This window comes from Sinorhizobium alkalisoli, assembly GCF_008932245.1.
Taxonomy (GTDB): Bacteria; Pseudomonadota; Alphaproteobacteria; order Rhizobiales; family Rhizobiaceae; genus Sinorhizobium; species Sinorhizobium alkalisoli.
The window spans coordinates 421324-437198 of the sequence record NZ_CP034910.1 but is presented as its reverse complement, the minus strand read 5'-3'; the positions used below and the strand labels follow the sequence as shown (position 1 = coordinate 437198).

Annotated in this window: 16 protein-coding genes; 8 read left to right on the top strand and 8 right to left on the bottom strand. The window is 61.2% G+C overall.

The window, feature by feature from the left end; all coding sequences use genetic code 11:
• Window positions 1-23: 23 nt before the first annotated feature.
• The 4 genes from EKH55_RS19685 to EKH55_RS19670 all read right to left on the bottom strand — a co-directional run bounded on the left by EKH55_RS19685 (window position 24) and on the right by EKH55_RS19670 (window position 4658).
• Complete coding sequence (locus EKH55_RS19685; protein WP_151612622.1) at window positions 24-1088, bottom strand: ABC transporter ATP-binding protein; 1065 nt, start codon at window positions 1086-1088, stop codon at window positions 24-26.
• Window positions 1089-1093: 5 nt separating this feature from the next.
• Complete coding sequence (locus EKH55_RS19680) at window positions 1094-2161, bottom strand: carbohydrate ABC transporter permease (RefSeq protein WP_151612620.1); 1068 nt, start codon at window positions 2159-2161, stop codon at window positions 1094-1096.
• 1 nt (window position 2162) lies between these two features.
• Complete coding sequence (locus EKH55_RS19675) at window positions 2163-3116, bottom strand: carbohydrate ABC transporter permease (protein ID WP_069457676.1); 954 nt, start codon at window positions 3114-3116, stop codon at window positions 2163-2165.
• 168 nt (window positions 3117-3284) lie between these two features.
• Complete coding sequence (locus EKH55_RS19670; protein ID WP_151613886.1) at window positions 3285-4658, bottom strand: ABC transporter substrate-binding protein; 1374 nt, start codon at window positions 4656-4658, stop codon at window positions 3285-3287.
• Between the two features lie 190 nt (window positions 4659-4848).
• Between EKH55_RS19670 and EKH55_RS19665 the strand changes: the two genes are divergently transcribed.
• Together EKH55_RS19665 and EKH55_RS19655 are read left to right on the top strand one after the other, a co-directional pair.
• Complete coding sequence (locus EKH55_RS19665) at window positions 4849-5658, top strand: glycerophosphodiester phosphodiesterase (protein WP_151612618.1); 810 nt, start codon at window positions 4849-4851, stop codon at window positions 5656-5658.
• Between the two features lie 272 nt (window positions 5659-5930).
• Window positions 5931-7448 (top strand): sulfatase family protein, encoded by a 1518-nt coding sequence (locus tag EKH55_RS19655; protein WP_151612614.1) that lies wholly within the window; start codon window positions 5931-5933, stop codon window positions 7446-7448.
• On the opposite strand, the gene EKH55_RS19650 is transcribed toward EKH55_RS19655, so the two are convergent.
• Window positions 7441-8454 (bottom strand): threonine ammonia-lyase, encoded by a 1014-nt coding sequence (locus EKH55_RS19650; protein ID WP_151612612.1) that lies wholly within the window; start codon window positions 8452-8454, stop codon window positions 7441-7443. The two genes, EKH55_RS19655 and EKH55_RS19650, sit on opposite strands and share 8 nt — an antisense overlap.
• Before the next feature lie 84 nt (window positions 8455-8538).
• On the opposite strand from EKH55_RS19650, the gene EKH55_RS19645 reads away from it, so the two are divergent.
• Window positions 8539-9015 (top strand): Lrp/AsnC family transcriptional regulator, encoded by a 477-nt coding sequence (locus EKH55_RS19645; protein WP_069457678.1) that lies wholly within the window; start codon window positions 8539-8541, stop codon window positions 9013-9015.
• Here EKH55_RS19645 and EKH55_RS19640 read toward each other — a convergent pair.
• Entirely contained in the window at window positions 8957-9211 is a 255-nt protein-coding gene (locus EKH55_RS19640) for a hypothetical protein (protein WP_131820476.1), read from the bottom strand. The genes EKH55_RS19645 and EKH55_RS19640 overlap by 59 nt on opposite strands.
• A 154-nt stretch (window positions 9212-9365) precedes the next feature.
• On the opposite strand from EKH55_RS19640, the gene EKH55_RS19635 reads away from it, so the two are divergent.
• The 3 genes from EKH55_RS19635 to EKH55_RS19625 are packed head-to-tail and all read left to right on the top strand — an operon-like array spanning window position 9366 to window position 11352.
• Window positions 9366-9725, top strand: coding sequence for a YciI family protein (locus EKH55_RS19635; protein ID WP_151612610.1), 360 nt, complete (start codon window positions 9366-9368; stop codon window positions 9723-9725).
• 10 nt (window positions 9726-9735) lie between these two features.
• Window positions 9736-10095 (top strand): YciI family protein, encoded by a 360-nt coding sequence (locus EKH55_RS19630; protein WP_069457680.1) that lies wholly within the window; start codon window positions 9736-9738, stop codon window positions 10093-10095.
• A gap of 18 nt (window positions 10096-10113) precedes the next feature.
• The gene (locus EKH55_RS19625; RefSeq protein WP_151612608.1) at window positions 10114-11352 is read left to right on the top strand and encodes an RNA polymerase sigma factor; all 1239 of its coding nucleotides are present in this window, start codon (window positions 10114-10116) and stop codon (window positions 11350-11352) included.
• Between the two features lie 23 nt (window positions 11353-11375).
• Here the strand turns inward: EKH55_RS19625 and EKH55_RS19620 are convergent, their stop codons facing one another.
• Window positions 11376-12305: a complex I NDUFA9 subunit family protein gene (locus EKH55_RS19620; protein ID WP_210249923.1), complete on the bottom strand. Its 930-nt coding sequence runs from the start codon at window positions 12303-12305 to the stop codon at window positions 11376-11378.
• 254 nt (window positions 12306-12559) lie between these two features.
• On the opposite strand from EKH55_RS19620, the gene EKH55_RS19615 reads away from it, so the two are divergent.
• A complete protein-coding gene (locus EKH55_RS19615; protein ID WP_069457682.1) occupies window positions 12560-13774 on the top strand; it encodes a M24 family metallopeptidase in 1215 nt (404 codons plus the stop codon).
• A 218-nt stretch (window positions 13775-13992) separates the two neighbouring features.
• On the opposite strand, the gene EKH55_RS19610 is transcribed toward EKH55_RS19615, so the two are convergent.
• Complete coding sequence (locus EKH55_RS19610) at window positions 13993-14772, bottom strand: creatininase (RefSeq protein WP_151612606.1); 780 nt, start codon at window positions 14770-14772, stop codon at window positions 13993-13995.
• A 98-nt stretch (window positions 14773-14870) separates the two neighbouring features.
• Here EKH55_RS19610 and EKH55_RS19605 point away from each other — a divergent pair, with 98 nt between their 5' ends.
• Window positions 14871-15785, top strand: coding sequence for a LysR substrate-binding domain-containing protein (locus EKH55_RS19605; RefSeq protein WP_069457684.1), 915 nt, complete (start codon window positions 14871-14873; stop codon window positions 15783-15785).
• The last annotated feature ends 90 nt before the right edge of the window (window positions 15786-15875 follow it).

The following is a 15875-nucleotide window of genomic DNA, read 5'->3' as shown; positions in this document are numbered from 1 at the left end:
GAGGGGCAACTGCCCTCATCTTGTCAATCCGGTGCACGCACATGCGCGCCGGCGATGAGCTTTTGTCCCTCGGTGTCGAACACAAGCGAATTCTCGGGCTGGAAGCCGATCTTTACCTGCTTTCCCGTCGTGTGTTCGACGGACGAACCCTGTTCCAGTACACGCACGGCGCCCATACCGGTTTCGACGACATAGAGGACCTCGCGTCCCATCGGTTCGACCTGAGCGATACGGCCGGGAAAGCCGGTATCGCCGAAGCGGAGATGCTCCGGCCTCAGCCCGACCGTCACCAACCCAGACGCGCCTACGACCGGAAATCGGATGCCATTTACGGTGACCATGCCGGCCTGGGCTTCGCCGGCGATGAGATTGATCGGCGGCGAGCCGATGAAACCGGCGACGAACAGACTCGACGGCCTGAGATAGAGGTCGTCCGGCGTTCCCACCTGTTCGATGCGCCCGGCGCGCATGCAGATGATACGGTCGGCCATGGTCGTCGCCTCGATCTGGTCATGGGTGACGAGAACGGTCGTGACGCCCAGCTGTTCGTGCAGCGATTTGATCTCGCTGCGCATGGAAAGGCGAAGGGATGCGTCTAGGTTGGAAAGCGGCTCGTCCAGGAGCAGCAACTGCGGCTTCTTCACAAGGGCGCGCGCAAGGGCGACGCGCTGCTGCTGGCCGCCGGAAAGCTCGCTCGGGCGACGATCCAAAAGCTCTGCGACCCGAACAAGCTCCGCAGCCGCCTTCACCCGATCGAGAGCTTCGTCGCGCGGCGTCTTCTTGAAGCGTAGCGGAAACAGGATGTTGTCGCGCACGCTCATATGCGGGTAGAGCGCGTAGGATTGAAAGACGATGCCGACATTGCGGTCGCGTGCCTCCACCTCGTTGACGATATGGCCGTCAAAGAGGAGCTCGCCGCCGCTCGGCAGATAGATGCCGGCGAGCATGAACAGGCTCGTCGACTTGCCGCAGCCAGAGGGGCCGAGAAGCGCGACGAACTCGCCGTCCTCGATCACGAGGTTCATATCGGGGATCACTTCGACGGAACCGAAGCGCTTCGAGATGTTTCGGAATTCGATCTTCGCCATCCTCGTCAGCCCTTTACGCCGCCGATCGACATCTGCATGAGATAGCGCTGCGCGGCCATGTAGAGGATGAGGCTTGGCACAAGGTAGAAGACGCCGACCGCGGAGACGACGCCGTAGTCGACGCCCATGACGTCATCGCGCACCCAGTACATATAGAGGCTCATCGTCCAATTGCTGTTTCTGATCAGGAAGGTGAATACGAAGATGTACTCTTCCCAACCGCGGATGAAGGTGAATACGGCGATCGCAAGGACGCCGTTCCGCACCTGCGGCAGCACCACGCTCACGAATGCCTGCCGCCGTGACGCGCCGTCGGTGAGCGCGCTCATCTCGATGTCCCAGGGCACGGCGTCGAAGAAGCCCTTCATGATGAAAATCGCAAACGGCAACTCGAAGGCGACAAGCACGAGTATGACCCCCGAAAGCGTGTCGAGGAGTCCAATCCAGTAGAGCATCAGGAACATCGGCACGATCAGCGTCAACACGGGGAAAGCGTGGAGCACTAGAAGCGAGCGAAGCATCGACGAGCGGCCAGGGAACTGAAAGCGCGACAGGTAGTAGGCCGCCAAGGAGGCGACGGTGACGACGATGGCAGTCTGTGAACCGGCAATCAGGATCGAGTTGCCGAAGGCATGCCAGACATTGGGAAACTGGACCGCGCCTCTGACTTCACCCACTCGCGAACGCACCACCGAGGCGAAGTCCGGCTCCCATAGGAAGATGAAATTGCCGAGGTGCAGGTCGGGCCCGACCAGGAGAGCGAAGCAGAAGACAGCGACCGTGGCGACTGCGGCAACGCCGATCCACAATTGGCGTCTGTTTTGGGCGAGCGCGGCAACAAGCCAGAAGGCGATGACGGCCGGCACGACCACAGCCATCGAGCGCCACAGGACCGCTGTCTCGGCGACGCCGGTCTTGGCGGAGAAAGCGATCGTGACGAGCCAAAAATAGGGGAGGATGATCGGCAGCGACACGGCGATCAAGAAGGCGTAGAGGACGACCGCCTTCGAGCGCCGGGCGCGCCGCGCCCGCGCTGCCAATGCATCCCAATCGTCCATGGCTTGCGTGACCATCTCAATGCACCTCGATACGCGGGCGCTGCAGCAGACGCTCCATGTCGAAGAACCGCCAGCCGATGAGAGCGACGACTATGCCGATGACGATGAGAAAAAGCGCCAGCGCCGCCCCGTAGCCGTATTGGCCGCTCTCGAAGGCGCGACGGTAGACGTAAAGTGCATAGACGGTCGTGTCGTAGAAGGGGCCGCCCTTGGTGAGGAGCAGGATGTATTCGAAGCTGACCAGCAGCGACAATGTCTGGTAGATCGTCACGAAGCTGATCGGCCAACGCAGCGCCGGCAGGGTGATGAAGCGGATCTTTGCGAATGTTCCGGCGCCGTCTACTGCCGCAGCGTGAAACAGGTGCTCCGGGATCCCGCGGATCGCGGCGGTGAAGATGATCATGCCCATCGAAGCACCGATGAAGCCGTTCGAGATGATGATGAGCGCGATTGGCGCCGTGGTCAGCAGGTCGAGCGGCGTATCGAGTCCGAAAGCCCGCATGAGCACCTGATTCACGAGGCCGGCCTCGGTGGGGCTCACCGCCCATAGCCAGAGCAGAATGTAGAGGACCGACGGGCTCATTCGCGGCAGCAGCCACACACCCCGGAAGAAGCTGCCGGATACATTCTGGATCGCCGTGGTGGTGATGGCGAGGATCAGGCCAAAGGTGACGTTGAAGATCGCCAGCGTGCCAAAAACATAGATGAAGGTCAGTCCTATCACCTGTGTCAGCCGGCGATCGGTCCGGAAGACCTTCTGGTATTGCTCGGTGGTGAACTCGGTGATGCGCAGAGAGCGGCCGAGGTCGGTGAACGACACTGCGATATCGATGATCACCGGGAGAACGAAGAAGAGGATCGTGAGCACGATCGCCGGGCCGAGAAAGATCACGAAATTCGTGCGCCGGCGCGCCGCCGACGCCGCATGGCCCCGACGCTCAATCGCGAGTTCGTCTGCTATCGTCGCCATTGTTCGACTCACACCTAAGCAGGTTCTGCAAAAGTGCCCCATGGCTTTGCAATCAGACCCTGGCAAACCCAAGCAGACATTCGTGGGTAAACCCATGAATGTCTGCTTAGGAGGTCTCGCAACCTCGGCCGGCGCCGCCCGGTGGATAGCCGCGAGACCGATCGGGGCCTATTTGACGATCACGTCCTCGAGGGAAGCCGATGCTTCGTCGATGACGAAATCAGCCGCTTCCTGCGCCGACAACCGCCCCGATTCCACGCCCTGGATGCCGGCATAGATGATGCCGTTGAGCTCGCCGAACTGTGCGTTGTTGGGCAGGAATTTGGTGATCTTGAGCAGGTCGGTCGCCCTGGCGAGCGGCCAGGCCTCAGCATAGCGCGGATCTTCGAGTTGCTCCGGCTTGATGCCGAGATGTGTCGTCGTGACCGCGTGATCGGTGTTGAGGTCGGCTGCCGAAGCGTGGCCAAGCAGGCGGACGGCCAGTTCCGGCTCCTTGGTGTTGGCCGCGATCACATAGACGATCGGGTGAGTCAGGCTGACGGGCGAGCCGCCCTTCTCTGCCGCCGGCCCGGCGATCCAGCCCCAATCCTCGAAGAAGGCCTTCTCCTCCTGTGGCAAGCCGTAGGTCGGGAACGCGACGCTGCCGAGATCCCAGATGCCGTACATCCAGAACGCGGCGTTGCCGGTATAGAATTCCTTGCGCAGTGCATCGAATTCCATCGCCGTGTTGTTGGCCGGGATGACACCTGCCTTCACCCCGCGCTCGAACCAGCCGAAGGCGGCAGCGAGCTTGTCGCGCTCGAGGAGCAAATTGCCGGTTTCCGGATCGACGAAGTCGTTGCCATAGGCGTTGAAGGCCATGATGTAGTCCGGCCCTTTGTTCGGCCGATGAAGCACGCCGTATTGCGCATTGGTCTTCTCGACGACCTGCTTGGCGATCTCCAGCAGTTCGTCCATGGTCAGGTCGCCGGACAGGGTGCGCTCCGGCATGGAGTCGATGAAGGCATCGTCATAGCCCGCCTCGCGCAGAAGCTTCTTGTTGTAGAAGAACATCCTCGCTTCCGCGTCCTGCGGAATTGCGTAGGTGCCGTCGGGGCACTTCGCCGATGACCAGAGCGACGGAAATATCGTCCCGAAGTGCTGCGGATACTTGGCGATGTAGTCGTCCAGTTTGAGAGCGAAGCCATCTTCCTGGAAGGCGCAGATCCATTCGTGCGCGGCGATGAACATATCCGGGCCCTCGCCGATGCCGAAGACCTTGAGGAGTTGCAGCGCGTCGTCGTCGAAGCCCTTGGCGGGGCTCTCGCGGACGACAACCTCGACGCGCTTGGGGGAGCCCTCCGCTTCGAGTTCCTTGTTCAGCCGCTCGGCAGCCTTGACCACGTTGCCTGCGCGCAGGGGTCCCGAGGGATCCTGACGCGACCAGAGTTCGAGCTTCACGGCTTCCTGTGCGAACAGAGGCGTGGCCATAACGAATGCTGCAGTGCCGCCTGCCAGTGCCGCGCTCAGAAGTGCGGCAGTTCCATTTTTCCAGTGAAACATCATGATTTCTCCCAGCCGCGACACGATTTCATCGTGTCTTTCATTGACTATTGCAATGATGCAACAGCATTATGAATGCGCTTCGGGGAATGTCCAACTATGATTGCGCATTAGAGGGCCCGGTGGGTCGATCCGCGAAGCGCTCGGAGCCGGCCGGTCAAGAAGTCGTGCGGCGCGATAGGGGTTAGATATGGCCTTCCGCTTTCTTGCCCGTGAAGCCGGACGCGTGCATGTCTGTGGCCACCGCGGCTATAGTCGCCATTACCCCGAGAATACATTGCCCGCATTCGAAGCCGCAAAGGCTGCAGGGGCGACCGCGGTCGAGATTGACGTCGTCCTGACCTCGGACGGTGAGCCGATCGTTTTGCACGACCTGACCGTCGATCGGACGACAGACGGACACGGCTTTGCGGCAGACCTGAGCCTCGAGCAGATCCGCAGGCTGGACGCGGGTGTCCGGTTCCATTCGACCTTCGCCGGAGTGAAGATACCGAAGGTGGCCGAGGTGCTCGATTGGGCGAAAGCCGGCAATGTGGGCATTGTGCTCGAGATCAAGGAGGTGGAGCGGCCGGATCTTGCCGTCGACCTCGTGACAGGACTGCTGCGCTCGACGGGCGCCGCCGACCGGGTCATGGTGATCTGCTTCGATCATGTGCTGCTGAAGCGGGCAGTCGAGCGCCATCCGGACCTCAGGACGGAAGCCATCACTCACGCGCGCCACGCCGATCTCGTCGGGGTATTGAGGGCGTGCAGCGCGAACTCGGTGTCGATCGAACTCGACATGTTCCACCCGGTCGATGCGAGGGCGTTGCATGATGCCGGCTTCGGCAACCGTGTACACATACCGCGTCCCGAGATCCTCGCCGAGTACTGGCGCGGCGGGCGCGATCCCTTGCCCGACCTCGTGCAATGGATCGCCGACGGGCTCATCGACACGATCTCGGGAGATGACGTGCCGTTTATCGCCAGGCTCGTCAAGCGCGCCGGCCGCGCCGGCTGAGGCCGCGGGTGCCGCAGCCTCATCAGATCGGATCGAACGAAGGCACAAGCCGGTTGCGACCGCGCCGCTTTCGGCGAAAATGAGCCGATGCCTTTTTTTTTACAGCGCCGCGCGTCTTTCAGACGCTTTCAGACGCGCAAAGGTCGCTGTAACTCTTTGAATCTGCGCATCGAGCTTTCCGAAAATCGGGTCCGATTTTCGGGCCGATGCGCCAGACGGTCGGCCGACCAGGGATTCGCGCCAGCCGCTTTATTTGGGAAGGCCGCGGGACGATGAAGGCCGTTTTCGTGCTTTTTGACTCGCTCAACCGACACGTACTCGCCCCATATGGAGGGAGGCGTCTGCCGACGCCCAATTTCGACCGCTTGCCAGAGCGCGCGACCACGTTCGAGCGCCACTACGTCGGCAGCCTGCCCTGCATGCCGGCGCGTCGCGACCTGCAGACAGGGCGGCTCAGCTTTCTCCACAGGAGCTGGGGACCGCTTGAGCCGTTCGACAACTCCTTCCCCGAGATGCTGTGCCGGGCCGGCGCGTACAGCCACCTCGTCACCGATCACTTCCACTATTTCGAAGACGGCGGCGCGACCTATCACACCCGGTATGACAGCTACGATTTCATCCGCGGGCAGGAGGGCGACCCCTGGAAGGCGATGGTGCAGCCACCATGGGAGCGGCTGCGCCAGATGTATCATGAGCGGCAATTCAGCGAGACGGCACGCGACAAGTTTCGCCGCAACATCGCGAACCGCGAGTTCATCAGGGAGGAGAGTGAGTTCCCGTCGGTGCGCTGCTTCGCCACCGGTATGGAGTTTCTCGAGCGAAACCGGGCTGCGGACAACTGGTTCCTGCAGATCGAGACGTTCGATCCGCATGAACCTTTCATGGCGCCCCAGCGATTTCGCGACGCATTCACCACGGGCTGGAACGGTCCGGTTCGCGATTGGCCGCGCTATGGCCGCGTCGACGAGCTGCCGGAAGAATGCGAGGAACTGCGCGCCAATTACTACGCCGTCGTTGCGCTCTGCGATGTTCTCATCGGAGAGCTTCTCGATTATTTCGATCAGCATGACCTCTGGCGCGATACCGCGCTTGTCGTCACCACCGACCACGGTTTTCTTCTTGGCGAGCATGATTTCTGGGCGAAGAACCGGATGAACATGTATGAGGAGATCGTACACATCCCGCTCTTCGTCTACGATCCGCGGCGACGGGCAAGCGCCGGCGTCCGGCGATCGGCCCTGACCCAGACCATCGATCTCGCGCCGACCTTTCTCGATCTGTTCGGCGTGCCGGCCCCTGCCGAGATGCAGGGACGTTCCCTGCTGCCTCTGCTCGACGCCGATGGCGTGCTGCGGCACGGCGCGCTATTCGGCTATTTCGGCGGTGCGATCAACGTGACCGATGGGCGCTATACCTATCATCGCTTTCCACCCGATCCTCGCGCGCAGGAGCTCTATCAATACACACTGATGCCGACGCACATCTGGGAGCCGTTCACGCCGGAGGAACTCGCCGGAGCTTCGCTGGCACAGCCGATGCCCTTCACGAAGGGGGCGCCCATTCTCAAGATACCGGTGATCAAGCGGTCGCCGATGTTCGACAACTACGGTCCCGGCGCGCTCCTTGAGAGCGAAACCCGGCTCTACGACCTCGCCGATGATCCCGGACAGGATTCGCCCATCTCTTCCCCGGAGGCCGAGGAGGCAATGATCCGTCTCATGCAGGATCTCATGCGCGCCAATGATGCCCCGCCCGAAGCCTACGCCCGTATTGGGATCGAGGCTAAGTAATACGAGCGCGACGGGTCAGTTCAACCGGATCGTCGCAAAGGTAGTCGCGCATCTGCTCCGGTGTCAGATTGCCGCCACACAGAATCGTCGCCACGGATTGCCCGGCGAGCTCTTCCCGGTGTTCGAGCGCCGCGGCCACGCCGGCAGCGCCAGCCGGTTCGACGACGAGACCGTAATGCGTATGGCAGAAGCGCATGGCAGCGCGAATGGAATTCTCGCCGACCGTCCAGACGTCATCGACGGTTGCCTTCATCGAAGCGAGTGCGTATCGGATCGGCTCGCGAACGGCGATACCGTCCGCGATCGTCGGTGCCGAAGGTGTGCTGATCAAAGCGTCGCGCTGCCAGGAGAGCAGCATGGCAGGGGCGGCCTCGGCGACGATGCCGATGACGCGGCACGAGGGCATCTGCGCCTTGAGCCACGTGCCGACGCCGGTCAGCAGCGCGCCGTTGCCGAGCGGCACGAGGATGGCGTCGAAAGCCGTGCCGCGCTGTTCCGCCTGCCGCGTGATCTCAAGCGCAATTGTGCCCGCGCCCTCGGCGATTGCTCCATGCGCCCCATCCTCGACGAAGGCATATGTCTTTGCTTCGGCGAAGCGGCGTGCCTCCGTCTTAGCCGCGTCGAAATCGTCTCCATGCAGATGCACCGCGGCGCCGAGGCGCCGCATGGCGACGATCTTCAGCGGGTTGGCGGTCGTCGCCGCGAAGATGACCGCTTTGCGACCCCGCTTGGCGGCGGCATAGGCGAGCCCTTGACCGAAGTTTCCGGCCGAAGCGGTGACGAGCGGTGCCTCGGAGGCAGGCATCGTCTCTAGAAGCCAGTCGGTGCCGCGTCCCTTGAAGGCGCGGATCGGGTTCAGCGTTTCCACCTTGGCATGGAACTCCAGCCCGAGCGCCTCGTCGGCCGCGGCGTGCCGCACCAGGGGCGTGTTCAGGAAGAGCGGATCGATTGCATCATAGGCGGTAAGGATGCCGTCGACGCTGGGGAGATGTTGCAAATCAGTCATGGCGGCAGCATAGATGCCTTGCTTGGGAAAGTGTCGCAGTGAAGTGTTCAAGGATCGAGTGAATCTCCCTAATTGGATGAAAAAATGAATATTTCACCCACAAAGCTCACGGCAACCGACCGGGCCATCCTGCGCACCGTGCAGGAGAATGCCCGGGCTACGATCGACGAGATTGCGATGAAGGCTGGCCTGTCGACATCGTCGGCGCAGCGGCGCTTGCAGCGCTTGCGTGCGGAGAAAATCATTCTTGGTGACGTCTCCATCATCGATCCAAAAAAGCTCGGCTTCGGCGCGACCCTGCTTGTGGAACTCGAGCTCGAGCGGGATCGGCCGGAACTGATGGTCAATCTGCACCAATGGATCGCGAGAACGCCCGAAGTCCAGGAGGCTTGGTGCATCACCGGCCGCGGCGACTATACGCTCGTCGTCGTCTGCGGCTCGATCCAGGAATTCGATCTGCTCGCCGAGCGGCTGATGAACGAAAACCCCAACATCCGCAAATTCACCACGAATGTCGTCCTGAAGACGCTGAAGCGGGGATTGGCACTGCCGCTGAAATGAGGCGCAGCATCTCATGGTCGGCGACGAGCCGCGATTTCGGCGTGGCGATTTCAAGCGCGCCGACCGTGGTAGCCAGGATCGCCACGAAAGCGCATAGTCGCCAGAAAACGCGGCGGCTCTCCCCATTTTTGATGTCATTCAGCCCTTGGCCTCGCATGAGGATCTGAATTGAAAGTGCGGCATCAAGGATGGTCATGGCCGGCGCTCCTTCTGAGGATTGACGACCAATGGTCGAAGGGCGGCATCGCATTTCGACATGCGCTCGCCAGATCGCAGAAAAATTTCTGGGCTCTGTCGAAACCTGCCCGGGCTGATCGTCAACAGGCTGTCAACCACAGGAGGAACGCAGTATGAAATATCTATGTCTGGTCTGGTGCGAAGAGGAGACCTTCGAGGCTTTGTCCAAGGAGGAGCAGGTCCAACTCGACCGGAACTCCCTGGCATACGATGAGGATCTCGCCAGGCGCGGCCATATGGTTGCGGCCGAGGCACTGCAGCCGCCGTCGAATTCGGTCGTGGTTCGAGTGCGTCAGGCCGAAATCTCGGTGACCGACGGCCCATTCGCCGAAAGCAAGGAGCAGATCGCCGGGTTCATCCTCGTCGAGGCGAAGGATTTAAACGAGGCGATCCGCATCGCCGCGGGCATCCCGCTCGCGAAGCTCGGTAGCATAGAGGTGCGGCCGATCCTTGATTTCGACGATCATTCCTAAGGAGGGGGCGATGAACTATCTTTGCCAGATATGGTTCGAAACCTCGGCAATCGAGGATCTGTCCGAGGAGGAGCAGCAAAAGCTCACCTCGGACTGCAGGGCCTACGACGATGGGCTCGCCGAAGGTGGCCACCTGATCCTTGCTCAGGCTCTGCGGGCACCGGCAACCGCAAAAACAGTGCGCACGCGCGACGGCAAGGTCTCGGTCACCGACGGGCCCTTCGCCGAGATCAAGGAATTCCTCGGTGGCATCATTCTCTTCAAGGCCGAAAGCATGGACGAAGCCCTCCACATCGCCAGCCGTTCACCACTTGCGAGGTTCGCCGCTCTGGAGGTGCGCCCGGCTTACTCCATCATGGAGAAGGACTGACAAGGCGAAAGATGTTTCATGCAGAAGCTGATCGACGACATCTACCGTTCGCAATCCCGAAAGGTGCTGGCAACTTTGATCCGGCTGCTCGGTGATTTCGATCGGGCGGAGGAGGCGCTGCATGACGCATTCGTCGAAGCGGCGCGAAGCTGGCCACGCGATGGCGTTCCCTCGAACCCGTCTGCATGGCTGGTTTCGACCGGGCGGTTCCGGGCCATCGATCATCTGAGGAGACGTTCGCGTTTCGAGGCTCGAGCGAAGGATGTCGAGGACAGTCTCTATCCGGCCGCCGCCGTGGAAGTGGGGAACTTCGAGATTATCGATGATGACATGCTGCGCCTGATCTTCACCTGTTGCCACCCCGTCATTCCAGCGGACGCGCAGATCGCCATGTCCTTGAGGGAAATATGCGGGCTGACGACCGAAGAGATCGCGCATGCTTTCCTGATGCCCGCAGCCACGGTCGCGCAGCGGATCGTTCGCGCGAAGAACCGCATCCGCTCGGCGGCCACCCCCTACGAAGTGCCCGATGAGGCCGAACTGCCTGACCGGCTTCAGGGCGTCCTGCACGTCATCTATCTGGTATTCAACGAGGGCTACTCGGCCTCCTCCGGAGGAGAGTTCACCAGAGCGGATCTGACCGTCGAGGCCATTCGCCTCTGCCGAACGCTCCAGGCCCTTCTCCCGGACGCCGAAGTTTCGGGACTGCTCGCCCTTATGCTGTTGCAGGAGTCTCGGCGGACCGCGAGGCGGGGGAACTCCGGCGAGATCGTCCTGCTTGCCGACCAGGACCGTTCGCTTTGGGATGCGGAAATGATCCGGGAGGGCCTTGCCCTGGTCGAGACGGCATCCCGCGGACGGACCATCGGCTACTATGCCTTGCAGGCGGCCATCGCTGCGGAACATGCGAGGGCGCGGACTGCGAAAGAGACCGACTGGCGCCGCATCGTCGCCCACTACGATCTGCTTCTGCTTGCCTGGCCATCTCCCATCGTCGAACTCAACCGTGCCGTGGCCATTGCCATGTGCAAGGGACCGGCGGCAGGGCTCGAGATTGTGGAAGCGATCTTGTCGAGGGGCGAACTGCGGACCTATCATCTCGCCTATGCGGCCCGCGCCGATTTCCTTCGCCAGCTCGGGCGTTTCCACGACGCGCGGTTCGCCTACCAGGCCGCCCTCGATCTCTGCCGTCAGCAACCGGAGAGAGCGTTTCTTCGCAAGCGGATTGCAGAGCTTGCGGACTCAAACGCGCTGTAGCCACTCGCGGCCTCGGGCCTCAGTTAAGTAGTCAGCGGGTCCCGCAACATGCCCTTGAGAATTTCCTCGACGGAGTGCGGCGAAACTCCAAGCTCTGCAAATCCGGGCATCTCGGGCGATGACACATTGTCGACCTGCATCAGTTCCACCTGGTTCCGGGTGACGGGCGGGCTGGGAAGCAATTCCAACGCCCGTGCCAGTACCTGCCAAGCGGCAAATGGCACGGGAAGCAGTATGGGTCTAAGACCGGCTTCGTGCGCAACGGCTTTAAGAAACTGCGCGTACGAGTAGACGCGAGGACCGCCGCATTCATATGTGATCGTATGTGGTTTGGCCCCCTGCAGCACTCTCGTGATCGCCTCCGCCACATCGTCGGCATAGGCCGGCTGCAATTTCGTCAGGCCGCGGCCGAATATCGGATAGACGGGAAGCCGGCGGAGAAGTTTGAGGATGTTGGTGAGAAACGCATCATCCGGCCCGAACATCACCGCCGGGCGGATCAATATGGCGTCTGCAAACGCGGCGCGAACCGCCAGTTCGCCTTCGCCACGCTTGCGAATATAGCGCGATGACGAGGCAGCATCCGCCCCGATTCCGGAAACGTGGACGAGCCGTTCGACGCCGGCTCGGCGTGCTTGAGCTGCTACCCGCTGGGCCGCCTCGACGTGCACGGAATGAAAGGTCTGCCGTCCGCGTTCGACATAAAGGCTGACGGCATTGAGGACACCGTGAGCGCCGCCAAGCGCGTCGGCGATCGAGCGCTCGTGGTGGATGTCGGCTTCGATCGATTGAAGCTGCGGATCATCGGAACCAAACAGCTTCTTGCCTTTATCCGGATGCCTTGTTGCAATCCGAACGGAACACCCGCCGCTGCGGAGATGCCGAACAATGCGGCGCCCGAGAAACCCGGTCCCGCCGAAGACAGTGAAGATGCGGTGGCTCATGTCTGCCATGGCCTAACCTCGTCAGCTTGAGAATACGCGCCGACTCCGACCTATGCGTGAAGAAAGCTGATCCAAGATAACAAATGCAGTCTTTTGCGGCGAACGCTGCGCCCACGCGCAGCGGCAGCGGAACGATCGCAGTCGTTCGGGCTGCGCCCATGCCCATTAAGATACCAAATGCCGACATCAGATGAATAAATTTTATTAATCCAATATCGAGATTTAACGTAGCGGTCATTCATTGCCAGCAAGGGAGTATCGCAATGACCGAAAACATGTTGCACGTGATGAAATGGCACAATGGCGAGAAGGATTTCTCGCCATTCTCGGATGCCGAAATGGCGCGCCGCCAGAATGATGTACGCGGCTGGATGGCCAAGAACGACGTCGATGCGGCCTTATTCACCTCCTATCACTGCATCAACTATTACTCCGGTTGGCTTTACTGCTACTTCGGCCGGAAGTACGGGATGGTCATCGACCATAGCAATGCCACTACGATCTCGGCCGGCATCGACGGTGGCCAGCCTTGGCGCCGCAGCTTCGGCGACAACATTACCTACACTGATTGGCGCCGCGACAATTTCTATCGTGCCGTGCGCCAGCTGACGACGGGGGCCAGGCGCATCGGCATTGAGTTCGACCATGTCTCGGTCGATTTCCGCCGTCAGCTCGAGGAGGCTCTGCCTGGCGTCGAGTTCGTTGACGTCGGCCAACCGTCGATGTGGATGCGCACGATCAAGTCGGCTGAAGAGCAGAAGCTGATCCGTGAGGGAGCTCGTGTCTGCGACGTGGGTGGTGCGGCCTGCGTGGCAGCGGTACGCGCTGGCGTGGCGGAGCATGAGGTGGCGATCGCCACCACGAACGCGATGATCCGCGAAATCGCCAAGTCGTTTCCCTTCGTTGAACTGATGGACACCTGGACCTGGTTTCAGTCTGGTATCAACACCGACGGGGCCCACAACCCCGTGACCAATCGCAAGATCCAGTCGGGCGATATCCTGTCGCTGAACACCTTCCCGATGATCTTCGGTTACTATACGGCGCTCGAGCGCACACTGTTCTGCGACCGTGTCGATGATGCCAGCCTCGATATATGGGAGAAGAACGTGGCGGTTCACCGCCGCGGCCTGGAGCTCATCAAGCCTGGCGCGCGCTGCAAGGACATCGCGCTCGAACTCAATGAGATGTATCAAGAATGGGATCTGCTGAAGTACCGCTCATTCGGCTATGGTCACTCCTTTGGAGTGCTGTGCCATTATTATGGGCGCGAGGCGGGCGTGGAACTGCGGGAGGACATCGACACGGTGCTCGAGCCGGGCATGGTGGTGTCGATGGAACCAATGGTCATGCTGCCCGAGGGCATGCCGGGCGCTGGCGGCTATCGCGAGCATGACATCCTGATCATCCAGGAAGACGGCGCCGAGAACATCACCGGCTTTCCCTTCGGTCCGGAGCACAACATCATCAGGAACTGAGGGATCTCGGTTCGGTTAGTTCATGATTTATCCTGAATACGGTGGACCGGCATTGCCGGTCCACCGCGAACCCTTTGTGTTTCATTACGATATTTGCCGGATCAGCCGGCGGCCTGCGCAAGAGGCGGGGAGGGTGGGTCTCGCGTCTCATGTTGCAAGCCAGGAAGGCCTTTCCCGATCCTGATGGATGGGCTTGCGGCATTGCGGCGGGCACGGCGTCAGCGTGGAAATTCGCTCTCGAGCGCCTTGACGATGCCGTCGACGCAGACCTCCAGGAGAATCTCGCCCTTTTCCGCGGAGGCTTCCTTGGGCGAAGACAGCGTGCCGCTGACGGGCGTCCACTCCGGCTTGGGCGGATAGACGTCGTATGGCGGGAAACTTGCCGGCGCGTGGTCTACGGCGCGCTCGAGTCTCACCTGCTTCGGGTAAAGGGCCAGCATAAGCGAGGTTTCCAGAACGCCGCCATGTTCGAGATCCCAACCCGCAAAGCCGTTTGGATAGAGTCGAGCGATCGTTGCTTTGTCAACGAAGTCCCAATAGGACAGCACGACGATCTTCATGTCCTCGATGCCGCCCCATTTCAACTCGCGCAGGGCCAGGTCAATGCCCTCGACGATGAACCATGAATTCTCGAAATGGCCGTTCACCAGGCAGATGCGGCGCACGCCGTGGCGCGCGAACTCCTTGATGACATCGCGCAAAGCAGCCACCAAGGTCGCGCCGTCAAGGCTGGTGGTGCCGGGCAGATGATTGCCGCCACCGGACTTCTGGTGCGACTTATAGCCATAGGTGAACGGCGGCGCCACCAGTGCGCCGATGCGGCCAGCAACGCGGCGGGCGAATTCGACCGGCAGCAGCACGTCGACGTTCATCGGCATATGGTGGCCATGCTGCTCCATCGAGCCGATCGGTAACAGGATGGGCGTGGTGCCGTTGCGGACACGTTCGTCATAGTCGGGCCAGGAAAGCTCGGCGGCAAAGACAGACTGCTGAGGCATGGTGATCTCCCAATTTGACTCATCACCCGATGATTTGAAGCCGTTCGCATGATATGGGAAATTTATAATAGTCATCCTCGTATGAGGAATTGAAATCAATGCGCAAGATAATCAACTTTCAGACCGACCTGCTCCGCACCTTCGTATCGGTTGTCGATCTCGGTGCCTTCACCAAAGCCGGAGACGCTCTCGGCCGCACGCAGCCGGCGATCTCGCTTCAGATACGCAGACTTGAGGAACTGGTCGGCGCACCCATCATCAAGCAGGTGGGGCGCACCCTGATGCTGACCAGCGAAGGCGAGATGCTGCTGAGCTATGCCCGCGAAATACTGCGGCTCAACGACGAGGTCGCATCCTATTTCAACCGGGCCACCATCTCGGGCGTGCTTCGCGTCGGCTTGCCGAACGACTATGCCGTCGCCTTCCTGCAGGGTGTCATCACGGAGTACACCCGCCAGCATCCTGACATCTCGCTTGAGATCTATTGCGGTTGGAGTGTGGAGATCCTGGAGCGGCTGCGGGCGGACGAGCTCGATCTCGCCGTCGCGATGGTTAACAACGACCGCGCGCAATTTCTGTCCCGCTCGTGGATCGAGCGGCCGATCTGGGCCGCCGCGGAAGACGTCAGCTTCGATCCGTCGGCTGGCATTCCGCTCGCCGCCCATCCGGAGGGCTGCGCCTACAGGTCGCGGATGATCCAGGCGCTCGATGCGGCTCACATTCGCTGGCGCGTCGCCTATACCGGTTCTGGCATCGCCGGGCTGCAGAACGCGGTGGTCAACGGTCTCGGTGTGAGTGCGCTGACCCGATACACTATGTTGCCCGGCATGCGGGCATTGGACGATTCCGACGGCTTTCCGCCGCTGGACGAAATCCGGGTTGGCCTGTTCTACAAACACCCGCGCCTGTCGGAGGCGGGTATTCGCCTGGTCAACCACGTGATTGCCCGGCTGGACGAGACGGGCGTCTCCGGGGATCCGGCACGCGGCCATGTGGGGCTTGATCATCAATAAGTGACGCAAATGGGAAAATAACTACAATTAATTTTTCAAATGGGTTCGCCTTCCATACCCTTTCGGCAATAACAACGAAAGGGGAATGCG

What these genes read in the sequence shown, in the direction of transcription:
- EKH55_RS19685 (WP_151612622.1), bottom strand. Translation starts at nt 1,088, where the DNA reads ATGGCGAAGATCGAATTCCGAAACATCTCGAAGCGCTTCGGTTCCGTC.
- EKH55_RS19680 (WP_151612620.1), bottom strand. Translation starts at nt 2,161, where the DNA reads ATGGTCACGCAAGCCATGGACGATTGGGATGCATTGGCAGCGCGGGCG.
- EKH55_RS19675 (WP_069457676.1), bottom strand. Translation starts at nt 3,116, where the DNA reads ATGGCGACGATAGCAGACGAACTCGCGATTGAGCGTCGGGGCCATGCG.
- EKH55_RS19670 (WP_151613886.1), bottom strand. Translation starts at nt 4,658, where the DNA reads ATGTTTCACTGGAAAAATGGAACTGCCGCACTTCTGAGCGCGGCACTG.
- EKH55_RS19665 (WP_151612618.1), top strand. Translation starts at nt 4,849, where the DNA reads ATGGCCTTCCGCTTTCTTGCCCGTGAAGCCGGACGCGTGCATGTCTGT.
- EKH55_RS19655 (WP_151612614.1), top strand. Translation starts at nt 5,931, where the DNA reads ATGAAGGCCGTTTTCGTGCTTTTTGACTCGCTCAACCGACACGTACTC.
- EKH55_RS19650 (WP_151612612.1), bottom strand. Translation starts at nt 8,454, where the DNA reads ATGACTGATTTGCAACATCTCCCCAGCGTCGACGGCATCCTTACCGCC.
- EKH55_RS19645 (WP_069457678.1), top strand. Translation starts at nt 8,539, where the DNA reads ATGAATATTTCACCCACAAAGCTCACGGCAACCGACCGGGCCATCCTG.
- EKH55_RS19640 (WP_131820476.1), bottom strand. Translation starts at nt 9,211, where the DNA reads ATGACCATCCTTGATGCCGCACTTTCAATTCAGATCCTCATGCGAGGC.
- EKH55_RS19635 (WP_151612610.1), top strand. Translation starts at nt 9,366, where the DNA reads ATGAAATATCTATGTCTGGTCTGGTGCGAAGAGGAGACCTTCGAGGCT.
- EKH55_RS19630 (WP_069457680.1), top strand. Translation starts at nt 9,736, where the DNA reads ATGAACTATCTTTGCCAGATATGGTTCGAAACCTCGGCAATCGAGGAT.
- EKH55_RS19625 (WP_151612608.1), top strand. Translation starts at nt 10,114, where the DNA reads ATGCAGAAGCTGATCGACGACATCTACCGTTCGCAATCCCGAAAGGTG.
- EKH55_RS19620 (WP_210249923.1), bottom strand. Translation starts at nt 12,305, where the DNA reads ATGGCAGACATGAGCCACCGCATCTTCACTGTCTTCGGCGGGACCGGG.
- EKH55_RS19615 (WP_069457682.1), top strand. Translation starts at nt 12,560, where the DNA reads ATGACCGAAAACATGTTGCACGTGATGAAATGGCACAATGGCGAGAAG.
- EKH55_RS19610 (WP_151612606.1), bottom strand. Translation starts at nt 14,772, where the DNA reads ATGCCTCAGCAGTCTGTCTTTGCCGCCGAGCTTTCCTGGCCCGACTAT.
- EKH55_RS19605 (WP_069457684.1), top strand. Translation starts at nt 14,871, where the DNA reads ATGCGCAAGATAATCAACTTTCAGACCGACCTGCTCCGCACCTTCGTA.